Source organism: Streptomyces sp. NPDC020983 (genome assembly GCF_044333485.1).
In the GTDB taxonomy this organism is placed as follows: Bacteria; Actinomycetota; Actinomycetes; order Streptomycetales; family Streptomycetaceae; genus Actinacidiphila.
Window position 1 is genome coordinate 529,198 of sequence record NZ_JBIRRA010000005.1, and the last position, 18,638, is coordinate 547,835.

The 18,638-nt window shown below is 73.6% G+C and carries 14 protein-coding genes; 8 read left to right on the forward strand and 6 right to left on the reverse strand.

All coding sequences use genetic code 11. The features are described from left to right. Positions 1-179 precede the first annotated feature (179 nt). Complete coding sequence (locus tag ACH4SE_RS13970) at positions 180-1,742, forward strand: MFS transporter (RefSeq protein WP_398543599.1); 1,563 nt, start codon at positions 180-182, stop codon at positions 1,740-1,742. A gap of 78 nt (positions 1,743-1,820) precedes the next feature. On the opposite strand, the gene ACH4SE_RS13975 is transcribed toward ACH4SE_RS13970, so the two are convergent. The 3 genes from ACH4SE_RS13975 to ACH4SE_RS13985 form a co-directional block, all read right to left on the reverse strand. Continuing rightward, complete coding sequence (locus ACH4SE_RS13975; protein WP_398543674.1) at positions 1,821-2,687, reverse strand: RNA polymerase sigma factor SigF; 867 nt, start codon at positions 2,685-2,687, stop codon at positions 1,821-1,823. A 129-nt stretch (positions 2,688-2,816) separates the two neighbouring features. After that, positions 2,817-3,800, reverse strand: coding sequence for an acetylxylan esterase (locus ACH4SE_RS13980; protein ID WP_398543600.1), 984 nt, complete (start codon positions 3,798-3,800; stop codon positions 2,817-2,819). 384 nt (positions 3,801-4,184) lie between these two features. Continuing rightward, on the reverse strand, positions 4,185-4,745 hold the full coding sequence (locus tag ACH4SE_RS13985; protein ID WP_398543601.1) for a GNAT family N-acetyltransferase: 561 nt from the start codon (positions 4,743-4,745) through the stop codon (positions 4,185-4,187). A gap of 441 nt (positions 4,746-5,186) precedes the next feature. Between ACH4SE_RS13985 and glgA the strand changes: the two genes are divergently transcribed. Together glgA and glgC are read left to right on the forward strand one after the other, a co-directional pair. After that, positions 5,187-6,356 (forward strand): glycogen synthase, encoded by a 1,170-nt coding sequence (glgA, locus tag ACH4SE_RS13990; protein WP_398543675.1) that lies wholly within the window; start codon positions 5,187-5,189, stop codon positions 6,354-6,356. Positions 6,357-6,403: 47 nt separating this feature from the next. Then, entirely contained in the window at positions 6,404-7,621 is a 1,218-nt protein-coding gene (gene glgC / locus ACH4SE_RS13995) for a glucose-1-phosphate adenylyltransferase (protein ID WP_398543602.1), read from the forward strand. 34 nt (positions 7,622-7,655) lie between these two features. Here glgC and ACH4SE_RS14000 read toward each other — a convergent pair whose 3' ends face one another. Then, the gene (locus ACH4SE_RS14000) at positions 7,656-10,757 is read right to left on the reverse strand and encodes a GH92 family glycosyl hydrolase (RefSeq protein WP_398543603.1); all 3,102 of its coding nucleotides are present in this window, start codon (positions 10,755-10,757) and stop codon (positions 7,656-7,658) included. A gap of 365 nt (positions 10,758-11,122) precedes the next feature. Between ACH4SE_RS14000 and ACH4SE_RS14005 the strand changes: the two genes are divergently transcribed. Further along, positions 11,123-11,518 (forward strand): ATP-binding cassette domain-containing protein, encoded by a 396-nt coding sequence (locus ACH4SE_RS14005; RefSeq protein ID WP_398543604.1) that lies wholly within the window; start codon positions 11,123-11,125, stop codon positions 11,516-11,518. Next, positions 11,515-12,522, forward strand: coding sequence for a LacI family DNA-binding transcriptional regulator (locus tag ACH4SE_RS14010; RefSeq protein ID WP_398543605.1), 1,008 nt, complete (start codon positions 11,515-11,517; stop codon positions 12,520-12,522). The genes ACH4SE_RS14005 and ACH4SE_RS14010 overlap by 4 nt, the downstream gene beginning before the upstream one ends. A 22-nt stretch (positions 12,523-12,544) precedes the next feature. Here ACH4SE_RS14010 and ACH4SE_RS14015 read toward each other — a convergent pair whose 3' ends face one another. Next, a complete protein-coding gene (locus ACH4SE_RS14015) occupies positions 12,545-13,384 on the reverse strand; it encodes an aldo/keto reductase (RefSeq protein ID WP_398543606.1) in 840 nt (279 codons plus the stop codon). A 332-nt stretch (positions 13,385-13,716) separates the two neighbouring features. Here ACH4SE_RS14015 and ACH4SE_RS14020 point away from each other — a divergent pair, with 332 nt between their 5' ends. After that, entirely contained in the window at positions 13,717-14,757 is a 1,041-nt protein-coding gene (locus tag ACH4SE_RS14020; protein WP_398543607.1) for a LacI family DNA-binding transcriptional regulator, read from the forward strand. 169 nt (positions 14,758-14,926) lie between these two features. Next, on the forward strand, positions 14,927-17,011 hold the full coding sequence (locus tag ACH4SE_RS14025; RefSeq protein ID WP_398543608.1) for a SpoIIE family protein phosphatase: 2,085 nt from the start codon (positions 14,927-14,929) through the stop codon (positions 17,009-17,011). Between the two features lie 22 nt (positions 17,012-17,033). Here ACH4SE_RS14025 and ACH4SE_RS14030 read toward each other — a convergent pair whose 3' ends face one another. Beyond that, entirely contained in the window at positions 17,034-17,648 is a 615-nt protein-coding gene (locus ACH4SE_RS14030) for a LysE/ArgO family amino acid transporter (RefSeq protein ID WP_398543609.1), read from the reverse strand. A gap of 69 nt (positions 17,649-17,717) precedes the next feature. On the opposite strand from ACH4SE_RS14030, the gene ACH4SE_RS14035 reads away from it, so the two are divergent. After that, positions 17,718-18,638, forward strand: coding sequence for a LysR family transcriptional regulator ArgP (locus tag ACH4SE_RS14035; protein WP_398543610.1), 921 nt, complete (start codon positions 17,718-17,720; stop codon positions 18,636-18,638).

The following is an 18,638-nucleotide window of genomic DNA, read 5'->3' on the forward strand; positions in this document are numbered from 1 at the left end:
GCGGGCGGGCCTCCTGGCGTGGCGGGCGGTGTACGGGACAGACGTACCCACCAGGGCGGCGCCGGTGCAACCACCACGCCGACCGGCGGAGGGTCACCCCCACGGGGCGGCCCCGCCGGGCGTGGCGGCTGCGCGGGGACCGCCGCCCGGTGTGAAACTGCGAGGCGGAGGTGATCTTCATGCCCGGATCAGCGGCCGGACCTGCGGACGGAGCGGCGCCCGGCGAGGCGCGCGGACCGGCGCCGGGGAAGGCGGACGACGGCGGGAGAGGGGGTTCCGGCGACACGGTCACCACGGACGTGCCCGCGCGGCTCGACCGGCTGCCGTGGTCGCGCTGGCACTGGATGATCGTGATCGGGCTCGGCACGGTCTGGATCCTGGACGGTCTGGAGGTCACGACCGTCGGCAACATCGCGGGCCGCATCGCCGAGCCCGGCAGCGGCCTGTCGGTGACGGCGTCCCAGATCACGGGTGTGGCGGCTGCGCTGTACGTCGCCGGGGCGTGTGCGGGCGCGCTGTTCTTCGGCTGGCTGACCGACCGCTACGGCCGCAAGAAGCTCTTCATGGTGACGCTCGCGGTGTACCTGGGCGCCACCGCGATGACCGCGCTGTCCTTCCAGCCCTGGTGGTTCTTCACCTTCCGCTTCCTGACCGGCTTCGGTATCGGCGGTGAGTACGCCGCGATCAACTCGGCGATCGACGAGCTGATCCCGTCCCGCTTCCGCGGCCGGGTCGACCTGATCATCAACGGAAGCTACTGGCTGGGCGCGATCGGCGGCTCGCTGCTGTCCATCGTCATGCTCAACACGAGCATCTTCCCCGAGAACGTCGGCTGGCGGCTCACCTTCGCGCTCGGCGTCGTCCTCGGCCTGGTGATCATGCTGGTGCGCCGCCACGTGCCGGAGAGCCCGCGCTGGCAGTTCATCCACGGCCACGGCGACGAGGCCAAGGAACTGGTCAGCGGCGTCGAGCAGCAGGTCGAGGAGGAGAAGCACGAGAAGCTGCCGGAGCCGGCCGGCCGCATCACCATCCACCAGCGGGCGAGCATCGGCTTCGGCATCATCGCCAGAACCGTCTTCACCCGCTATCCGCGGCGCGCGGTGCTGAGCCTGTCGCTCTTCGTCGGCCAGGCGTTCCTGTACAACGCCATCACCTTCGGCTTCGGCAACATCCTGACCACCTTCTTCGGTGTGTCGACCGGCAGCACCGGCTACTACTTCGCGGTGATCGCGGCGGGCAACTTCCTCGGCCCGCTGCTGCTCGGCCACCTCTTCGACACCGTCGGGCGGCGCGTCATGATCTCGTCGACGTACCTGCTGTCCGGCCTGCTGCTGTTCGGCACCGCGTGGCTCTTCCACCGCGGTTCCCTGGACGCCACGTCGATGACGGCGTGCTGGTGCGCGGTGCTGTTCTTCGCCTCGGCGGGCGCGAGCAGCGCCTACCTGACGGTCTCCGAGATCTTCCCGATGGAGACCCGGGCGATGGCCATCGCCTTCTTCTACGCGATCGGCACCGCGGCGGGCGGCATCAGCGGCCCGCTGGTCTTCGCCGACCTGACGAAGTCGGGTGTGGTCTCCGACACCGTCACCGCCTTCGTCATCGGCGCCTCGCTGATGTGCGCCGCCGGTCTGGTCGCGGCCTTCCTCGCGGTCAAGGCCGAGCGCCGGTCGCTGGAGGACATCGCCACCCCGCTGTCGCAGACCTCGCCGTCCGGTACGGCTCCGGCCGCCGGGGGCGCGTGACGCGCCCGGAACGGCTCCGGCCGCCGGCCGCGTGGGAGACGCGGACCGGCGGCCGGCGGCCGAACCGGGGGAGCGGGGTCAGTCCTGGACGAGCAGCCCGGCCCGCAGCCGGGCGATGGTGCGGCTCAGCAGGCGTGAGACGTGCATCTGCGAGCATCCCAGCCGCTCGCCGATCTCCGCCTGGGTCAGCTCCTCGCCGAAGCGCAGCTGCAGCAGCAGCCTGCTGCGTTCCGGCAGCTGCTCGATGAGCGGGGCGAGCGCGTGGAAGTCCTCGAAGAGGTCGAGCGCCGGATCGCACTCGCCGAACGTCTCACCGAGGGTGCGGCCCTCGCCGTCGGACGAGTTGTCGCCGTCGGTGTAAGGGGTGTCGATGGAGCCGGCGGTGTAGCCGTTGGCGGCGACCAGGCCCTCGATGACCTCCTGTTCCGACAGGTTCAGGTGCTCGGCCAGCTCGCCGACGGTCGGGTCGCGGTCCAGCCGCAGCGCCAGCGTCTCCTTGGCCTTGCTCAGCTCCACCCGCAGCTCCTGGAGCCGGCGCGGTACGTGCACCGCCCAGCTGGTGTCGCGGAAGAAGCGCTTCATCTCCCCGACGATGTAGGGCACCGCGAAAGTGGTGAACTCCGTCTCCCGGGAGAGGTCGAAGCGGTCGATGGCCTTGATCAGGCCGATCGTGCCGACCTGGACGATCTCCTCGTGGTCGGTGGCCGGGCGGTTCCGGTAGCGCGCGGCGGCGAAGTACACCAGCGAGAGGTTCATCTCGATCAGGGTGTTGCGCGCGTACGCGTACTCCGGCGTGCCCTCCTCCATCTCCTGCAGGCGGTCGAAGAACAGCTTCGACAGGGCCCGCGCGTCCTGCGGGGCCATCGACGAAGGATCGTCCACGAACGGCAGTCCGCCGGTGGCCGCCTGGGATCCCTGCGGCCACCGTGCGTCCTGCTGCGGCATGTTCGCCGCTGCCGTCCCGTCGGTGATTGCGGTCTGCTCGAGCTGTGCGGTCACGTCATCGCCCCATTCGTACGACTGATGCGTGGCGCCTGCCCCGGAAACGGAGGACCATGCATCTTTTTTCGGCCGCTACTTCGGCTCGGGGCCGGCCAAGCGTTCCGGGAGCCAGCGCAGTTGCACGGCCTGCTGGACGGCGCCGCCGCCCTCGTGGCCGTTGAAGTCGTAGATCTCGATCTGCTTGTCCTCGCCCGCATAGGCGTTGAAGGCCGCGAAGACGGTGGAGGGCGGGCAGACCTCGTCCTCCAGCGCGGTGGAGAAGAGGGCGGGCGCGCGGCCGCGGGCGGCGAAGTGCACGCCGTCGAAGTACGCCAGCGTCTCCAGCACCTTGGCGCGGCGGCCGCGGTGCACGGACAGGTAGCGGCCGACCTCGCGGTAGGGCAGTTCGTCGGTGACGGTGATCGCGCGCGGGAAGTCGCACAGGAAGGGCACGTCGGGCATGATCGCCGCGAGGTCCGGCACCAGGCCGCCGACCGCCGCGGTGATGCCGCCGCCCTGGCTGCCCCCGGCCGCGACGGTACGGGAGGCGTCGGCCAGCGGGTGCGAGCGGGCGGCCTCGACGGCGCGCACCGCGTCGGTGAAGACCCGGCGGTAGTAGAAGTCGTAGGGGTCCTCGATGCCGCGGGTCAGGAAGCCGGGCGTGGCGGGGGCGCTGCCGACCGGGTCGTCGGTGTCGCCGGCCGACCATGTGCCGCCCTGGCCGCGGGTGTCCATCACGAAGTGCGCGTAGCCGGCGGAGGCCCACAGCAGGTGGCTGTGCGCGAGGCCGCGCCCGCCGCCGTAGCCGATGAACTCCACGATCACCGGCAGCGGCCCAGTGGTGCCCGCGGGCAGCGTGAACCAGCCCTTGACCGGGTGGCCGCCGAAGCCCGCGAAGGTCACGTCGTAGGTGTCGACGGTGGTCAGTCCCGTCTGCACCGGCTCGAAGACGGCGGCCAGGTCGTGCTGCCGCGCCTGGCCGAGGGTGTCGGCCCAGAACTGGTCGAAGTCCGCGGGCTCCACGGAGCTGCTGCGCCGTTCGCGGAGCTGGTCGAGCGGCAGGTCGAACAGGGCCATGGGACGTCCTTCTGGCTGGGCGGCGGGTCGATCCCCCACACCGTACGTCCTGATCGGCCGGTACAGAAGTCCCTGCTTAACCGGTTGAGGCCGGGATGGCCGGGACGGGGCGGCCGGACGCGTCCGGGGGCGGGAAGCCGCCGGAGGGCCCGGACGCCCCGATTGTGCCGACATGGAAGGAAGTTCGGAACAGTCCGAACAGTACTTCTTGTCGAGCTTGTCGGAAATGCCGGAAAAGTCATGGACGTCGGATCCGTGCGGCCGCAGCCGCGGGGCGGCCCGCGGGTCAGCGCTCGGCGCCGCCGGTGCCGGCGGGCCGGCCGCGGCCCGGGTCGGTCGTGCAGCCGCCCTTGCGGCAGTTCACGTCGGGGCAGGACAAGGTGGTCACCTCTTCTCTGCGAGGTCGTCGGGCACACAGTCGTACAGCAGCTTGTCGACCCGCCTGCCGTGCCACAGGGCGGCGTTGCGCAGCCGCCCGGCGGCCCGGAATCCCGCCTTCACGTAGGCGTTCACCGCGGGGGTGTGGGGTGCGGGCACCTGGAGCCACACCGAGTTCAGCGACGCGATGGCGAACGCCCACTCCAGGGTCAGGGAGGTGGCCTCGGCCGCATATCCCCGGCCGCGCTGCTCCGGGGCGATCACCAGGATGAATTCTGCGTTGTTGACGGACTGGTCGACGCTGAGCGCGGCCGTGCCGACCGGTGTCGCGCTCCGCGTGTGGAGGACCTCGAAGAGCTGGTAATGAGCCGACGTGTGGGCGGAGTGGAAGCGCGCCTGGAAGACCTCCCAGGAGACCGGCCAGCGGGCACCGAAACCGACGACGGTCGCCGGGTCGGTCTCCCACCGGTGGTATTCCTGCATCATCTCTTCCCTCGCCAGAGCGAGTGCCAACCGGCTGCCGGCGCGCAGCGGTAGTGGTGCGGTCGGTGTGGTGTCGGTCGTCACGTCCTGTCTCTCCTACGTGTGCCCGTGCTCCGGGGATTGCAGCCGTCCATAAAGCGTCAATCCGGCGGGCCCCGGTGCGGACCTGATCCGCCGAACTGCGCGTGCGTGCGGGCGTTGTGTGCTTGGGCCCGGCGCCGCGCCGGTCGCGCACAGCGACCGGCGCGCACGGACGGTCGAACCGTACGGCTCACAGGTCGCTGCCATGACCTGACACCCCATCATCTGGCGCCCCGCGGCGGCACACTTTGCGAACCGGTTCACATGCGGGGCCGCGGACGGGCCGTGAAGGCGTGGCCGAAACCCGCACCCGCCGCCGCCGTGCACACCGCGGCGCCCCGGCGCGGTAACCGGGCGCGGAACGGGGAAGGGACAGGGGACGGAAGGGGTCGCGCAGCGCGGCCCGCGGCCGAGGAGTGCGGGAGCGGGAGGACACCGGTGAAGATCGGGCTGCTGACCCGGGAGTATCCGCCGGACGTCTACGGCGGTGCCGGGGTGCACGTGGAGTTCCTGGCCAGGCAGTTGCGCGCGCTGGCCGACGTCGAGGTGCACTGCTGGGGCGATGCGGTGGAAGGCGACCGGGACGCCGGCGTGGTCAGGCACCGCGCCCCGGCGTCCCTGGACGGCGCCAACGACGCGCTGCGCACCTTCGGGGTCGACCTCGCCATGGCCGCCGGACTCCAGGGCCGCGACCTGCTGCACTCGCACACCTGGTACGCGGGGCTCGCCGGGCACCTCGGCAAGCTGCTGCACGGGGTGCCGCACGTCCTCACCGCCCACTCGCTGGAACCGCTGCGGCCCTGGAAGGCCGAGCAGCTCGGGGGCGGCTACGCCCTGTCCAGCTGGGCGGAGCGGACCGCGATGGAGTCCGCGGACGCGGTGGTCGCCGTGTCCGACGGGATGCGCCGCGACATCCTGTCCTGCTACCCCGCGCTCGACCCGGACCGCGTCCACGTCATCCGCAACGGCATCGACACCGGTGCCTACCGCCCCGACGAGCGCACCGACGTCCTGCGCCGCATCGGCATCGACCCGGCGCGGCCGTACGTGCTCTTCGTCGGCCGCATCACCCGGCAGAAGGGCGTACCCCACCTGCTGCGCGCCGCACGGGCGCTGGACCCGGCGGTGCAGCTCGTGCTGTGCGCCGGCTCGCCGGACACGCCCGCGCTGGACCGGGAGTTCCGCGCGCTGTTCGACGAGCTGAACGCGGTGCGCGACGGGGTGCACTGGATCCCGGCGATGCTGCCGCGCCCCGCGGTCGTGCAGCTGCTCAGCCATGCCACGGTCTTCGCGTGCCCGTCGGTGTACGAGCCGCTCGGCATCGTCAACCTGGAGGCGATGGCGTGCGGCACCGCGGTGGTCGCCTCGGCGGTCGGCGGTATCCCCGAGGTCGTCACGCACGGCGTCACCGGGCTGCTGGTGCCCTACGACGAGCAGCGGCCGGAGGAGTTCGAGGCAGGCCTCGCGGCAGCGCTCGGCGAGCTGACCGCCGACCCGGCGCGGGCCGCCGCGCTCGGCGCGGCCGGACGTGAGCGCGCCGCCGGGGAGTTCGGCTGGGACACCGTCGCCCGCCGTACCGCGGAGCTGTACGAGCAAGTGCTGGCCGCCGCGTAGCCGCCGGCGACGCGACAGGGCGGAAGACGACCCACAAGGGGGACGCGATGCGCGGTGGACCTTCGGTGCTCGGCATAGTGCTGGCGGGCGGCGCCGGGAAGCGGCTGATGCCGCTGACCGCCGACCGCGCCAAGCCGGCGGTGACCTTCGGCGGCACGTACCGGCTGGTGGACTTCGTGCTGTCCAACCTCGTCAACGGCGAGGTCATGCGGATCTGCGTGCTGACGCAGTACAAGTCGCACTCGCTGGACCGCCACGTGACCACCACCTGGCGGATGTCCAGCCTGCTGGGCAACTACGTCACCCCGGTGCCCGCGCAGCAGCGGCTCGGCCCGCGCTGGTACCTGGGCAGTGCCGACGCCATCCTGCAGTCGCTCAACCTGGTGCACGACGAGCAGCCCGACCACATCGCCGTCTTCGGCGCCGACCACGTGTACCGGATGGACCCGCGGCAGATGCTCGCCCAGCACCTGGAGCACGGCGCCGGCGTCACCGTCGCCGGCATCCGGGTGCCGCGCGCCGACGCCCCGTCCTTCGGGGTCATCACGCCGGCCGCGGACGGGATCACGGTGGAGCGCTTCCTGGAGAAGCCCGCCGACCCGCCCGGCCTGCCCGGCGACCCGGACCGGGTCTTCGCCTCGATGGGCAACTACCTCTTCACCACCAAGACGCTCGTCGACGCGCTGCACGCCGACGCCGAGGACCCCCAGTCCGTGCACGACATGGGCGGCAGCATCCTGCCCCGGCTGACCGCGGAGGGGGTGGCGCAGGTCTACGACTTCGACACCAACCACGTGCCGGGCGAGACCGCCCGCGACCACGGCTACTGGCGCGACGTCGGCACCCTGGACGCCTACTACGACGCCCACATGGACCTCATCTCCGACCAGCCCGCCTTCAACCTGGACAACCGCAAGTGGCCGATCTACACCCACCCCGGCCAGCTGGCCCCGGCGAAGATCGCGGCCGGCGGCATCGTGGGGGAGTCGGTGATCAGCCCCGGCTGCGTCATCCGCGGGCAGGTCACCCGGTCGGTGCTGTCGCCCGGCGTCGTGGTGGACGCGGGCGCGGTGGTGCAGGGGTCGGTGCTGCACGACGCCGTCCGGGTCGGCCGCGGCGCGATCGTGCGCGGGGCGGTGCTGGACAAGAACGTCGACGTGCCGCCGGGCGCGGTGATCGGAGTGAACCCCGACCGCGACCGCGAGCTGTACACGGTGTCCGCGGGCGGGGTCATCGCACTCGGCAAGGGGCAGCGGGTGGGGTGAGGGCGCCGCCGCGCCCCCACCCCTCGGCGGGCGGTCAGCCCAGCGACCACTGCTGGTTGGCGCCGCCGTTGCACGTCCACACGTCCAGCTGCGTGCCGTTGGCGGTGCTGGAGCCGGGGACGTCGAGGCACTTGCCCGCGGCGGCGTTCACCAGCTGCGTGCCGTCGGCCGTCCATTTCTGGGCGTTGCTGCCGTTGCACTCCCACAGCTGCACCAGGGTGCCGTCCGCGGTGCCGCTGCCCGCGTCGTCCAGGCACTTGCCGAGCGCCCGGACCGTGCCGTCGGTGCCCACCGTCCAGGACTGCGCGTCGGTGCCGTTGCAGTCGTAGAGCTGGACGCGGGTGCCGTTGGCCGTGCCGGAGTTCGCGACGTCCACGCACTTGCCGCCCAGGCCGGTGACGGCGTGCGGGACCGCGGTGCCGCCGGACGTCCCGAAGACCTGGAACTCGTCGATGCGGGCCGCCGTGTCGCCGCCGGTGTTGGTGGGCGCCGAGACCGCCAGCCGGACGTAGCGGGCCTGCCGCGGGGCGATCGCGTGGAAGGTGCGGCTCGCGCGCGAGCCGGTGACGTTCGCCGCGAGCGACCAGGTGCTGTTGTCGGTGCTGGTGAGGATCTGGAAGGCGGAGGTGTTCCACGCGGTGTTCTCACCGCCGAGGCCGGCGTGCTCGACGGCGAAGGAGGCGACGGTCCGGGTTGAGCCGAGGTCCACGGTCAGCGTCGGGGCGGCGTCCTTGGAGCACCACTTGCTGTTGGTCCCGAGCGAGCCGTCGACCGCCTTGTCCGCCGACTCCGCGCTCGTGCACGGGGCCGAGCCGGTGGCCGTCCTGCCCAGGGCCAGGTCGGGGCCGGTGTCCGGGGCCGCCGGGACCGGGGTCGCGCCGTCCTGGAAGGAGGGCGGTACGTCACCGGCGCCGGTTCCCCAGGTCGCGCTGGGGGAGCCGCCCATCGTGTAGTCGAGCGTCGCACCGCCGGAGACGTCCGGGTAGCGCAGCCAGCTGTGCGTGGTGGCCGTGCCGTCGACCTTCAGGCCCTGGACGTAGCCGCCGCTGCCCGAGGAGGTGACGGTGATGTCGCCCGCGGCCCGCTTGAGGACCACGGAGGGGAACTGCGGGCCGTTGACGGCCAGGGTGTCCGCGCCCGGCGTCACCGGGTACATCCCGAGCGCCGCCCAGACGTACCACGCCGAGGTGGCGCCCAGGTCGTCGTTGCCGGGCAGGCCGCCCGCCCCGGTCGTGAAGGACTCGGTCATGACCTTGCGCACCGCGTCCGCCGCGCCCGCCGGGTCGCGCGCGAAGTCGTACGCCCAGGGCACGCCGTGCTCGGGCTCGTTGCCGATGTAGTAGTACGGCAGGCTCTGGCCCGCGTTGACCTGCGTGAAGTGGTGGTCCAGGCGCTGCACGGCGGTCGCCGGGCCGCCCATCGTGTTGATCAGGTCGGCGTAGTCGTACGGCACCATCCAGGTGTACTGCGCCGCGTTGCCCTCGGTGAAGTTCGACTGGGCGGCCGGCTGCAGCGGCCAGGGCCAGCTGCCGTCGGAGTTGCGCGGCTGGACGTAGCCGGAGTCCGGGCCGAAGGTGTTGCGCCACCACTGGGCGCGCGCCATGTGGGTGGAGTAGCCGGAGGTGTCGCCCATCGCCCTGGCGAACTGCGCGACCGCGAAGTCCGAGGCGCTGTACTCCAGTGAGTCCGACGGTGCGGTCAGGTAGTGCTGGCTGGTGTACGGGCCCTGGTTGCCGCGGATCGGCGAGCCCTGCGTGGTGCCGCCGCTGGACGCCTTCTCCATCAGCGACAGCGCGGCCGAGGTGTCGAAGACGCGGGCGCCGAACGCGTACAGGCTGCTGACCACGATCGGGCCGGGGTCGCCGGTCATCACGAAGTCCTCGTTGGTCGCCTGCGACCACTTGGGCAGCAGGCCGCCCTGCTGGCCGTCCAGCACCATCGAGTTGGCGATGTCGGAGGCCTCGGACGGGGCGATCAGCGCGACCAGCGCGGCCCACGAGCGGTAGATGTCCCAGCCGGAGTAGTTCTGGTAGACGGGACGGGAGGAGTTGTGCACCGCGCCGTCGAAGCCGCGGTAGTCGCCGTTCACGTCGCTGGAGATGTTGGGGCTCTGGAAGACGTGGTAGAGCGCCGTGTAGAACTTCCTGAGGTTCTCCGCGGAGCCGCCGCCGACCTGCGCGCGGCCGAGCATCGCGTTCCACGCCGCCGAGGTGGCGCTGCGCGTGGCGTCGAAGTTCCAGCCGCTGTTCTCGGCCGTGAGGTTCGCCTGGGCGCCCGCCACGCTGACGTAGCTCAGGCCGATCTTGGCCTGCACGGTCTGGCTGCCGGTGGTGTCGAAGGTGACGTACGCGCCGGTGCCGGTTCCGGACGTGGACGCCGAACCGGCCGAGACCGTGCCGCCGTTCCAGGTGCCGTAGCCGCTGGGGGCACGGTCGAAGCGGATGTCGAAGTAGATCTGGTAGGTCTTCGACGAGCCGCAGAAGCCGCCCGCGGTGACGCTGCCGGTCAGCTCGGAGCCGCTGATCCGCACCGAGCCGCTGCGGTTGCCGGTGGCGCTGCGGCTGGTGTTGACCAGCAGGCCGGCGCTGGTCGTCGGGGGATACGTCAGCCGGGCCATGCCGGTGCGGGTGGTGGCGGTCAGCTCGACACCGGTGGCGTACCTGGCGAGGCGGTTCCTGTAGTAGCCGGGCGAGGCCGACTCGTCGGACTTGGTGTACGCCGACGCGTAGCCGGTCCAGTTGCTGCCGGGGGAGGTGCCGACCGAGCCGGTGAACGGCATCAGCGGCAGGTCCTCGTTGTTGGGGCAGCCCGCTCCGTCGAAGTGGGTGAGGCTGAAGTCCTCCACGGAGGTGTCGGACCAGCGGTAGCCGGAGGGTGAGGCGGTGGGGGTGTCGGGGCTGAACTGCACGCCGCCGAAGGGCGCGACCGCGCCGGGATAGGTGCTGCCGCCGGCGCCGCCGCCGACCGGGTTGGGGGCGTTGCTGTCGTCGGTGCCCACGAACGGGTCGACGTAGCCGGTGTAGTCGGTCGCCGCCCGGGCGGCCGGTGCGGCGGCGAGGCCGCCGATGCCGAGGACGGCGAGTAACAGGGCGCCGGCGGCGCCCGCTGTTCTGCTGCGGAACACGGGAGGGAGCACGGGGGACCACCTTCTCGTGGCGGCGGCCGGCCGTGGATGACGCACGGTCCGGTCGCCTCTCGGGCACTGGGGGGCTCAGGACGAGCGGGACGTCCGGCCGCGGTGCGGCCCGCGGCCGCGGCGGGCGGGGCGGCGGGGACACCGCGGATGTGAACGTTACCAAGGCGGAGTGCATCTTCCGATTTTGCTGAGTTCATGTCAATACCTGGCGGGGACGGGGGGATCGGTATCGGCCGCACCGCGGTGGCGGCCGAATCCCGGTGCGCACGCGGTCCCTTGACATGCCGTGATCACGATCGCAGAATCCCCGGCACGCCTGAGAACGTTACCAAGCACCGTGCGACACGGCGCCGGGGAAACCGCCGATGGCGGAACCGCTCCTGGAAGCACGCCTGCCGACCACGAGGTTCGGTCACGTCACCGCGCTCGGCGACGCCGACTTCACCGCCTGCCCCGGCGGCCGTCGCCTGATCGGCGACAGCGGCGCCGGCAGGAGCAGCCTGGTCAAGGTGCTGTCCGGTGCTCCCGTCACGGACAGCGGCGAGATCCTCGTCGAGGGCCGCCCCGTGCGGCGGGGGAGCCCGCTGGACGCCCGCCGGCACGGCGCCGAGACCGTCTTCCAGGGCCTCGCGCCCGCCCCCGGCCCCGGGGCCCGGCCGCGGCAGTGCGGGCCGCCGGACGGGACCGGTCACGGCGGACGGCGGGCGCCCTGCCATCATCGACGCACCAGCCGGCCGGCACAGCGACGAGGAGGCCCGTGAACCGCCCGACGATGAAGGACGTCGCCCGCGCGGCCGGGGTGAGCCCCATGACGGTCTCCCGGGTGGTGTCCGGCGCGCCCGGTGTCGCCCCCGAGACCGCCGCCCGCGTCGGCCAGGCGGTGCGCAGGCTCGGCTACCAGCGCGACGACAACGCGCGCAGCCTGCGCCAGAAGAACCTCGGCACCTCCACCATCGGCCTGGTCGTCGACGACCTCGCCAACCCCTTCTACGCCCTGATGGCGCGTTCGGTCGAGGACGAGGCGCACCGCCGCGGCCACGTCGTCCTGGTGGGCAGCACGAACGATGAGCCGCAGCGCGAGCGCGAGGTGATCGCCGCCTTCACCGCCCGCCGGGTGGACGGCCTGATACTCGTCCCCACGAGCGGCAGCCACGCCTTCCTCAAGCGCCCGATGGACAGCGGGACCCAGGTGGTGTGCGTCGACCGGCCCGCCAGGGGGCTCGCCGTCGACACCGTCACCGTCGACAACCGGGCCGCAGCCGGGCGGGCCGTCACCCACCTGCTCGGCCACGGCCACACCCGTGTCGCCTACCTCGGCGACCGCTACGACATCTGGACCCAGGCCGAGCGGCACGCCGGCTACCGCGACGCGCTCGCCGCCCACGGCATACCCGAGGACCCGGCCCTCGTCCGGCACGAGCTGCGCTCGCAGCCGCAGGCCCGCGCCGCGCTCGCCGCGCTGCGCACCCTGCCCGACCCGCCCACCGCCGTCTTCACCAGCAACGACGTGATCACCCTCGGGGTCCTCGACGCCCTCGGCCACCCGGCGCCGCTCGCCCTGGTCGGCTTCGACGACCTGCCGCTCGCCGAGCGGCTGACCCCGCCGCTGACCGTCGTCAGCCAGGACCCGGTGGCCCTCGGCGGCACCGCGGCCAACCTGCTCTTCTCGCGTATCGCCGGGGACCGCTCCGCGCCGCGCTCGGTCGTGCTGCTGACCCGCTTCGTGGTGCGCGGCTCCGGCGGGCCGGCGCCCGCCGGAGCCTGAGCGCGCCCGCCGGTGCGGACCGTCAGTCCTCCGGCACCCAGTTGAAGTGGTCCGGGTCCGGCCCGGTGCGCTCGCCGCGGTCCAGCGCGGTGATCGCCGCCATGTCGTCCGGGGTCAGCTCGAAGTCGAAGACCTGGGCGTTCTCCGCCACCCGGGCCGGCGTCACCGACTTGGGGAAGACGATGTCGCCGCGCTGGATGTGCCAGCGCAGGGTCACCTGGGCGGGGGTGCGGTCCAGCCGCTCGGCCACGGCCGTGATCACCGGGTCGCCGAGCACCTTGCCCTGGGCGATGGGCGACCAGGCCTCGGTCGCGATGCCGTGGGCGGCGTTGTAGCGGCGGACGTCGTCCTGGGCCAGGTAGGGGTGGACCTCGATCTGGTTGACCGCCGGGACGGTGGAGGAGCTCTGGGCCAGCCGCTCCAGGTGGTGCGGCTGGAAGTTGGACACCCCGACGGCCTTGGCGCGGCCCGAGGCGTAGATCTCCTCCAGCGCGTGCCAGGTCTCGGTGAAGTCGCCGACGCCCGGCAGCGGCCAGTGGATCAGGAAGAGGTCGAGGTAGTCGAGGCCCAGGTCGTCCAGGGAGCGGTCGAAGGCGGTCAGGGCGGCGTCGCGGGCGTGGTGGCCGTTGTTGAGCTTGCTGGTGACGAAGACGTCGCCGCGTGCCAGTCCGGACTCCCGGACGGCGTCGCCCACCTCCTTCTCGTTGCCGTACATCTGCGCGGTGTCGATGTGCCGGTACCCGCTCTCCAGGGCGGTGAGCACCGCCTGCCGGGTGTCGTCGGGCGGTATCTGGAAGACCCCGAAGCCGAGCTGCGGGATCGAGGTGCCGTTGTTGAGCTCGAGGCTGGGGATGTGCGTCATGGATAGGTCCCTTGCTCCCCCGCTGTCCTGGCTGTGCGTGCGCCCACCGGGACCGGTCCGGGCCCGGTGGTGACCGGCCGGGAGCGCTCGCGCCCGGGCGGTGTTCCTCTCCGGGCGGCTGCCCGGTCCGGGGGAGGTCATGCGCCGCCCCCGGGGCGACTCCGGGGAGAGCGCTCTCACGGGGGGTCACGACCCGATACGCTGTGGCCCTGCCCGGCCGCCGGCCCCAGCGCTCGCGCGTGCCGGGCCTGCGCACGTCCCCCTCCCACCGCCACCGCCACCGCCCGCAGCTTTCCCCGCAGTCCCGCCCTCCGCGCGAAGGAGACCTCCCGTTGTCCGAGCCCCCCGCCGCCCGACCCACGCTGGAAGCCGTCGCGGCCGTCGCCGGGGTGTCGCGGGCCACGGTCTCCCGGGTGGTCAACGGGGGAGCGGGGGTGCGCAGCCCGCTCGCGGAGCGCGTCCGCGCCGCGGTCGAGGAACTCGGCTACGTGCCCAACCAGGCCGCCCGCACCCTGGTGACCCGGCGCAACGGCGCCATCGCGGTGGTGGTCGCCGAGCCGGAGTCGCGGTTCTTCACCGACCCGTTCTTCGCCCAGCAGGTGCGCGGCATCAGCCGCGAGCTGTCCGCCCACGACAACCAGTTGCTGCTGCTGCTCACCGGCGGCGCCGCCGACCGCGAGCGCGTCGGCCGGTACCTGACCGGCGGGCACGTGGACGGCGCGCTGATCTTCTCGCTGCACGCCGACGACTCGCTGCCCGCGCTGGCCCGCAAGGCGGGCGTGCCCACCGTGATCGGCGGCCGCCCCACCTGGCCCGACCCCGACGCGCGGCGCCGCACCCTCTTCGTCGACTGCGACAACCGCGGCGGCGCGCGGGAAGCGGTACGGCGGCTGCTGGCGATCGGCCGGCGGCGTGTCGGGCACATAGCCGGGCCGCTCGACCAGCCCGCCTCCGTCGACCGCCTCGACGGCTTCCGCGACGTCGCCCCCGAGGGCGCGGCCGCGCCGGTCGCCGAGGGCGACTTCACGCCCGAGGGCGGTGCCCGCGCGATGGAGCAGCTGCTGGAGCGCTCGCCGGACCTCGACGGCGTCTTCGCCGCCTCCGACGTCATGGCCTCGGGTGCGCTGCGGGTGCTGCGGGCGCGCGGGCTGCGGGTGCCGCAGGACGTCGCGGTCGTCGGCTTCGACGACATGGTCTCGGTCGCCGAGTGGACCGACCCGCCGCTGACCACCGTCCGGCAGGACATCGAGGAGATGGGCCGCCTGATGGCCCAGCTGCTGCTGCGCGCCCTGGAGCTCCAGGACAGCCCGGACGGCGCCGCCGCCTCGCCGATCATCACCCCGACCCGGCTGGTCGTCCGCGCCTCGGCGTGAGCGCACGTGCCCGCCCGCCGGCGCCGCCGGGCGGGGGAGTGCTCCCCCCGGGCCGCCCGCGCGCGCTCCGCCCGCGGCCTTCGCCGGCCGCCCCCCGGGCGGGGGCGCGCCCCCGCGCCCCCGCGTGCTTCGACGCGCCGCGCGGCCCGCTCCGGGGGATGATCGGGGGATGAGCCGCAGCGGGGACACGGGCGCGCCCGAACTCGAACCGGAGGTGTTCGACAGCGCCATCGTGCCCGTCGCCATCACGGCGGGCCCCGACCACCGGCTCGTCTACTGCAACGCCGCCTTCCGTGCCCTCTTCGGCCCGCGCCCGCTCGGCGCCCCCGCCCGCGAGGCCTTCGGCGAACCCGCGGCAGCGCGCTTCGTGGACATCCTCGACGAGGTCTACCGCGACCGCGCCGCCCGCCAGGTCACCTCACCGCGCACCACGGACGGCAGCGCCCCCGGCTCACCCGGTGTCCAGCACTTCGTCTACAGCTGCTCGCCGGTGGTCTCCCGGCACGGCCGGGGCGTCCTCGCGGTGGCGATCGACACCAGCGCCCAGGTCGCGGCGGCCGAGCGCGCCGAGAAGCTCTCCGAGCAGCGCCACCAGGCGCTCCAGCGCTACGAGGCACTGATGTCCGCGGTCAGCCAGATCGTCTGGCTGATGCAGCCCACCGGCGAGATCAGCGAGCTGGTCGGCGGCTTCGAGGAGTTCACCGGTGTGCCGTGGCGCCCGGTGATCGACCAGGAGTGGCTTGCCACCGTGCACCCGCACGACCGCAACCGGCTGGTGCACACCTGGCGGCAGGCCGCCGCCGACCCGCCGTCGATGTTCGTGTGCACCTTCCGGATGCGCACCGCCTCCGGCGCCTACCGGCACGTCCAGTCGCGCGCGGTGCCGATCGTGCGCGGCAACGTGGCCGTCGAGTGGATCGGCACCACCGCGGACGTGGAGGACCAGTGGCGCAACCGGCTGCGCGAGCGGCTGCTGGCCCGGGTGGCGACGGTGACCGCCGCCGCCGACGTGCCGCAGGCCTTCGCCGCCGTCACGGCCGCGGTGGTGCCGGAGCTGGCCGACGCCTGCACCGTCTTCCTGCTGCCCGGTCACGGCATGGGCCAGGACGCGCCGGGCGGCGGACCGTCCGCCTCGCGGGTGGCGGCCACCGCGCGGGACGGGCTGCCCGCGATGCCGCCGCTGGGCGGCGAGCCGCGGCCGCTCGGGCCGGTCGCCCGGCAGGTCGTGGAGAGCCGCCGCCCGCGGCTGCTGACCTTCCCCGCGGGCGAACCGCCGGCCGGGGCGCTGGCGGAGATGTCGGCGCAGTGGCTGCGCGAGGCGCGGGCCACCAGCGTCGCCCTCGTGCCGATCGTGATCGAGGCGGCCGTCGCCGCCTTCGCCGCGGCGGTCGGCTGCGCCGACAGCCCGCCGCCCGGCCCCGCCGACCTCCAGCTGCTCGGCGAGGTGCTGCACGAGGTGCGCGACCCGCTGCGGCAGGCCATGGAGCTCCAGCGCACCCGGCACACCGCGCTGACCCTCCAGCGCTCGCTGCTGACGCCCACACCGCGCGTGCCGGGCGCCGAACTGGCCGCGCACTACCAGCCCGCGAGCACCACCGCGGAGATCGGCGGCGACTGGTACGACTCCCTGCTGCTGCCGGACGGCTCGGTCACCCTCACCATCGGCGACATCGCCGGGCACGACCTGGACGCCGCCACCTCGATGAGCCAGCTGCGCAGCATGCTGCGGGTCATCGCCTACGACCAGGCGCACCCCGGCACCCCCGCCGGGAGCCTGGCCCGGCTCGACCGGGTCGTGGAGGGCCTGGGCATCGCGCCGCTGGTCACCGCAGTGCACACGCACCTCGTGCCGTGCGCGGCCGGCGGCTGGCGCGCGGCCTGGTCCAACGCCGGGCACCCGCCGCCGCTGCTCCTCCCGGCCGACGGCCCGCCGCGCTTCCTGGAGGGGGAGGGACCCGACCTGCCGCTGTGCGTGGCGCCGTCGATGGCGCGCAGGACATGGCACCAGGAGCTGGCCGAGGGGGACACGCTGCTGCTCTACACCGACGGCCTGATCGAGGTGCCGGGCACCGACATCAGCGAGGGGATGGCGGCGCTGGCCGAGGACGCGGTCCGGTCGCGCGCCGAGGGGCTGTCGCTGACCGCGCTGTGCGCCCGGCTGCTGGCCTCCGCCGCCGACCGGCGCGACGACGCCGCCGTCATCGGCTTCCGGCCGATCGCGCGGACCGGCGAGCGGCGTCCGGAGTGCTCCTGACCCCGGCGCCGGGGGGCACGGGTCAGGCCCGCGCCGCCATCAGCACGCCGAGGGTCACCATCGTGCACGCTATGGCCGCGTCCAGCGCCCGCCAGGAGCCGGGCCGGGAGAACGGCCGCTCCAGCAGCCGCGCGCCGAAGCCGAGCCCGGTGAACCACACCACGCTGCCGGTCACCGCGCCCGCCCCGAAGCCCCAGCGCGAGTGGCCGTAGCCGTTGGCGACCGAGCCGAGCAGCAGCAGCGTGTCGAGGTAGACGTGCGGGTTCAGCCAGGTCATGGCCAGGCACGTGAGGACCGCGGTGCGCAGTGAGCCGCCGCTGCCGTCCGCCGCCGTCAGTGCCGCCTGCGGGCGCATCGCACGGCGGGCGGCGAGCACCCCGTAGGAGACGAGGAAGGCGCCGCCGAGCCAGCCGATCACGGTGACGGCCGACGGCCAGGCGCGCAGCACCGATCCGACGCCGCCGATGCCCGCCGAGATCAGGACGGCGTCGGACAGCGCGCAGATCGCCACCACCGCGGCGACGTGCTGGCGGCGTATCCCCTGCCGGAGCACGAACGCGTTCTGTGCGCCGATCGCCACGATGAGCGACAGGCCGGTGCCGAGCCCGGCCAGGGCGGCGAGCAGTGCGGTGGTCATGGCCCGAGCGTAGGAAACGGGACCGACATCAGTCCAGCTCAGCTTTCTTAGGTAAGATTAGCGAATGTGATGACTGATGGACTCCCGCTGGACCAGGTGCGGACCCTGCTCGCAGCCGTCGACGAAGGCACCTTCGAGGCGGCGGCCGAGCGGCTGCACGTCACGCCCTCCGCGGTCAGCCAGCGCGTCAAGGCGCTGGAGCAGCGCACCGGGCGCGTGCTGCTGCTGCGCTCCAAGCCGGTGCGCCCGACACCCTCGGGCGAGGTCGTCGTGCGCTTCGGGCGGCAGCTCGCCCGGCTGGAGCAGGACGCGGGCGCGGAACTGGGGCTGGCCGGCGCCACCGGGCCCGCGACGCTGCCGGTCGCCGTCAACTCCGACTCGCTCGCCACCTGGTTCCTGCCCGCGCTCGCCGAGGCCGCCGCCACCGCGGACGTCTGCTTCGACCTGCACCGCGACGACCAGGACCACACCGCGCTGCTGCTGCGCCAGGGGCGCGTGATGGCCGCCGTCACGTCGTCGCCGGAGCCCGTGCAGGGCTGCTCCGTGCGCCCGCTCGGCCGGATGACCTACCGCGCGTACGCGGCCCCGGCCTTCGCCGCGCGCCACCTCGCGCACGGACCGCTGGCCGAGACGCTGCCCGCCGCGCCCGTGGTCGTCTTCGACCGCAAGGACGACATCCAGGACGCCTTCCTGCGCGGTCTGGTGCCCGGCCGCCGTACCACCGGCCAGCCGCGGACGTACGTGCCCGCGTCGGAGTCCTTCGCCGCCGCGGTCGCCGCCGGCCTCGGGTGGGGCGCGATCCCCGACGGGCAGGCCGCTCCGTACGTGGCCGCGGGGTCGCTGACCGGTCTCGCCCCGGAGCGGCCGGTGGACGTCCCGCTCTACTGGCAGCAGTGGAAGCTCGACTCGCCGCCGCTGGCCGCACTCACCGCGGCGGTCGTCCGCGCCGCGGCCGCCGCGCTGGAGCAGGGCCCGCCGCGGCGCGGCTGA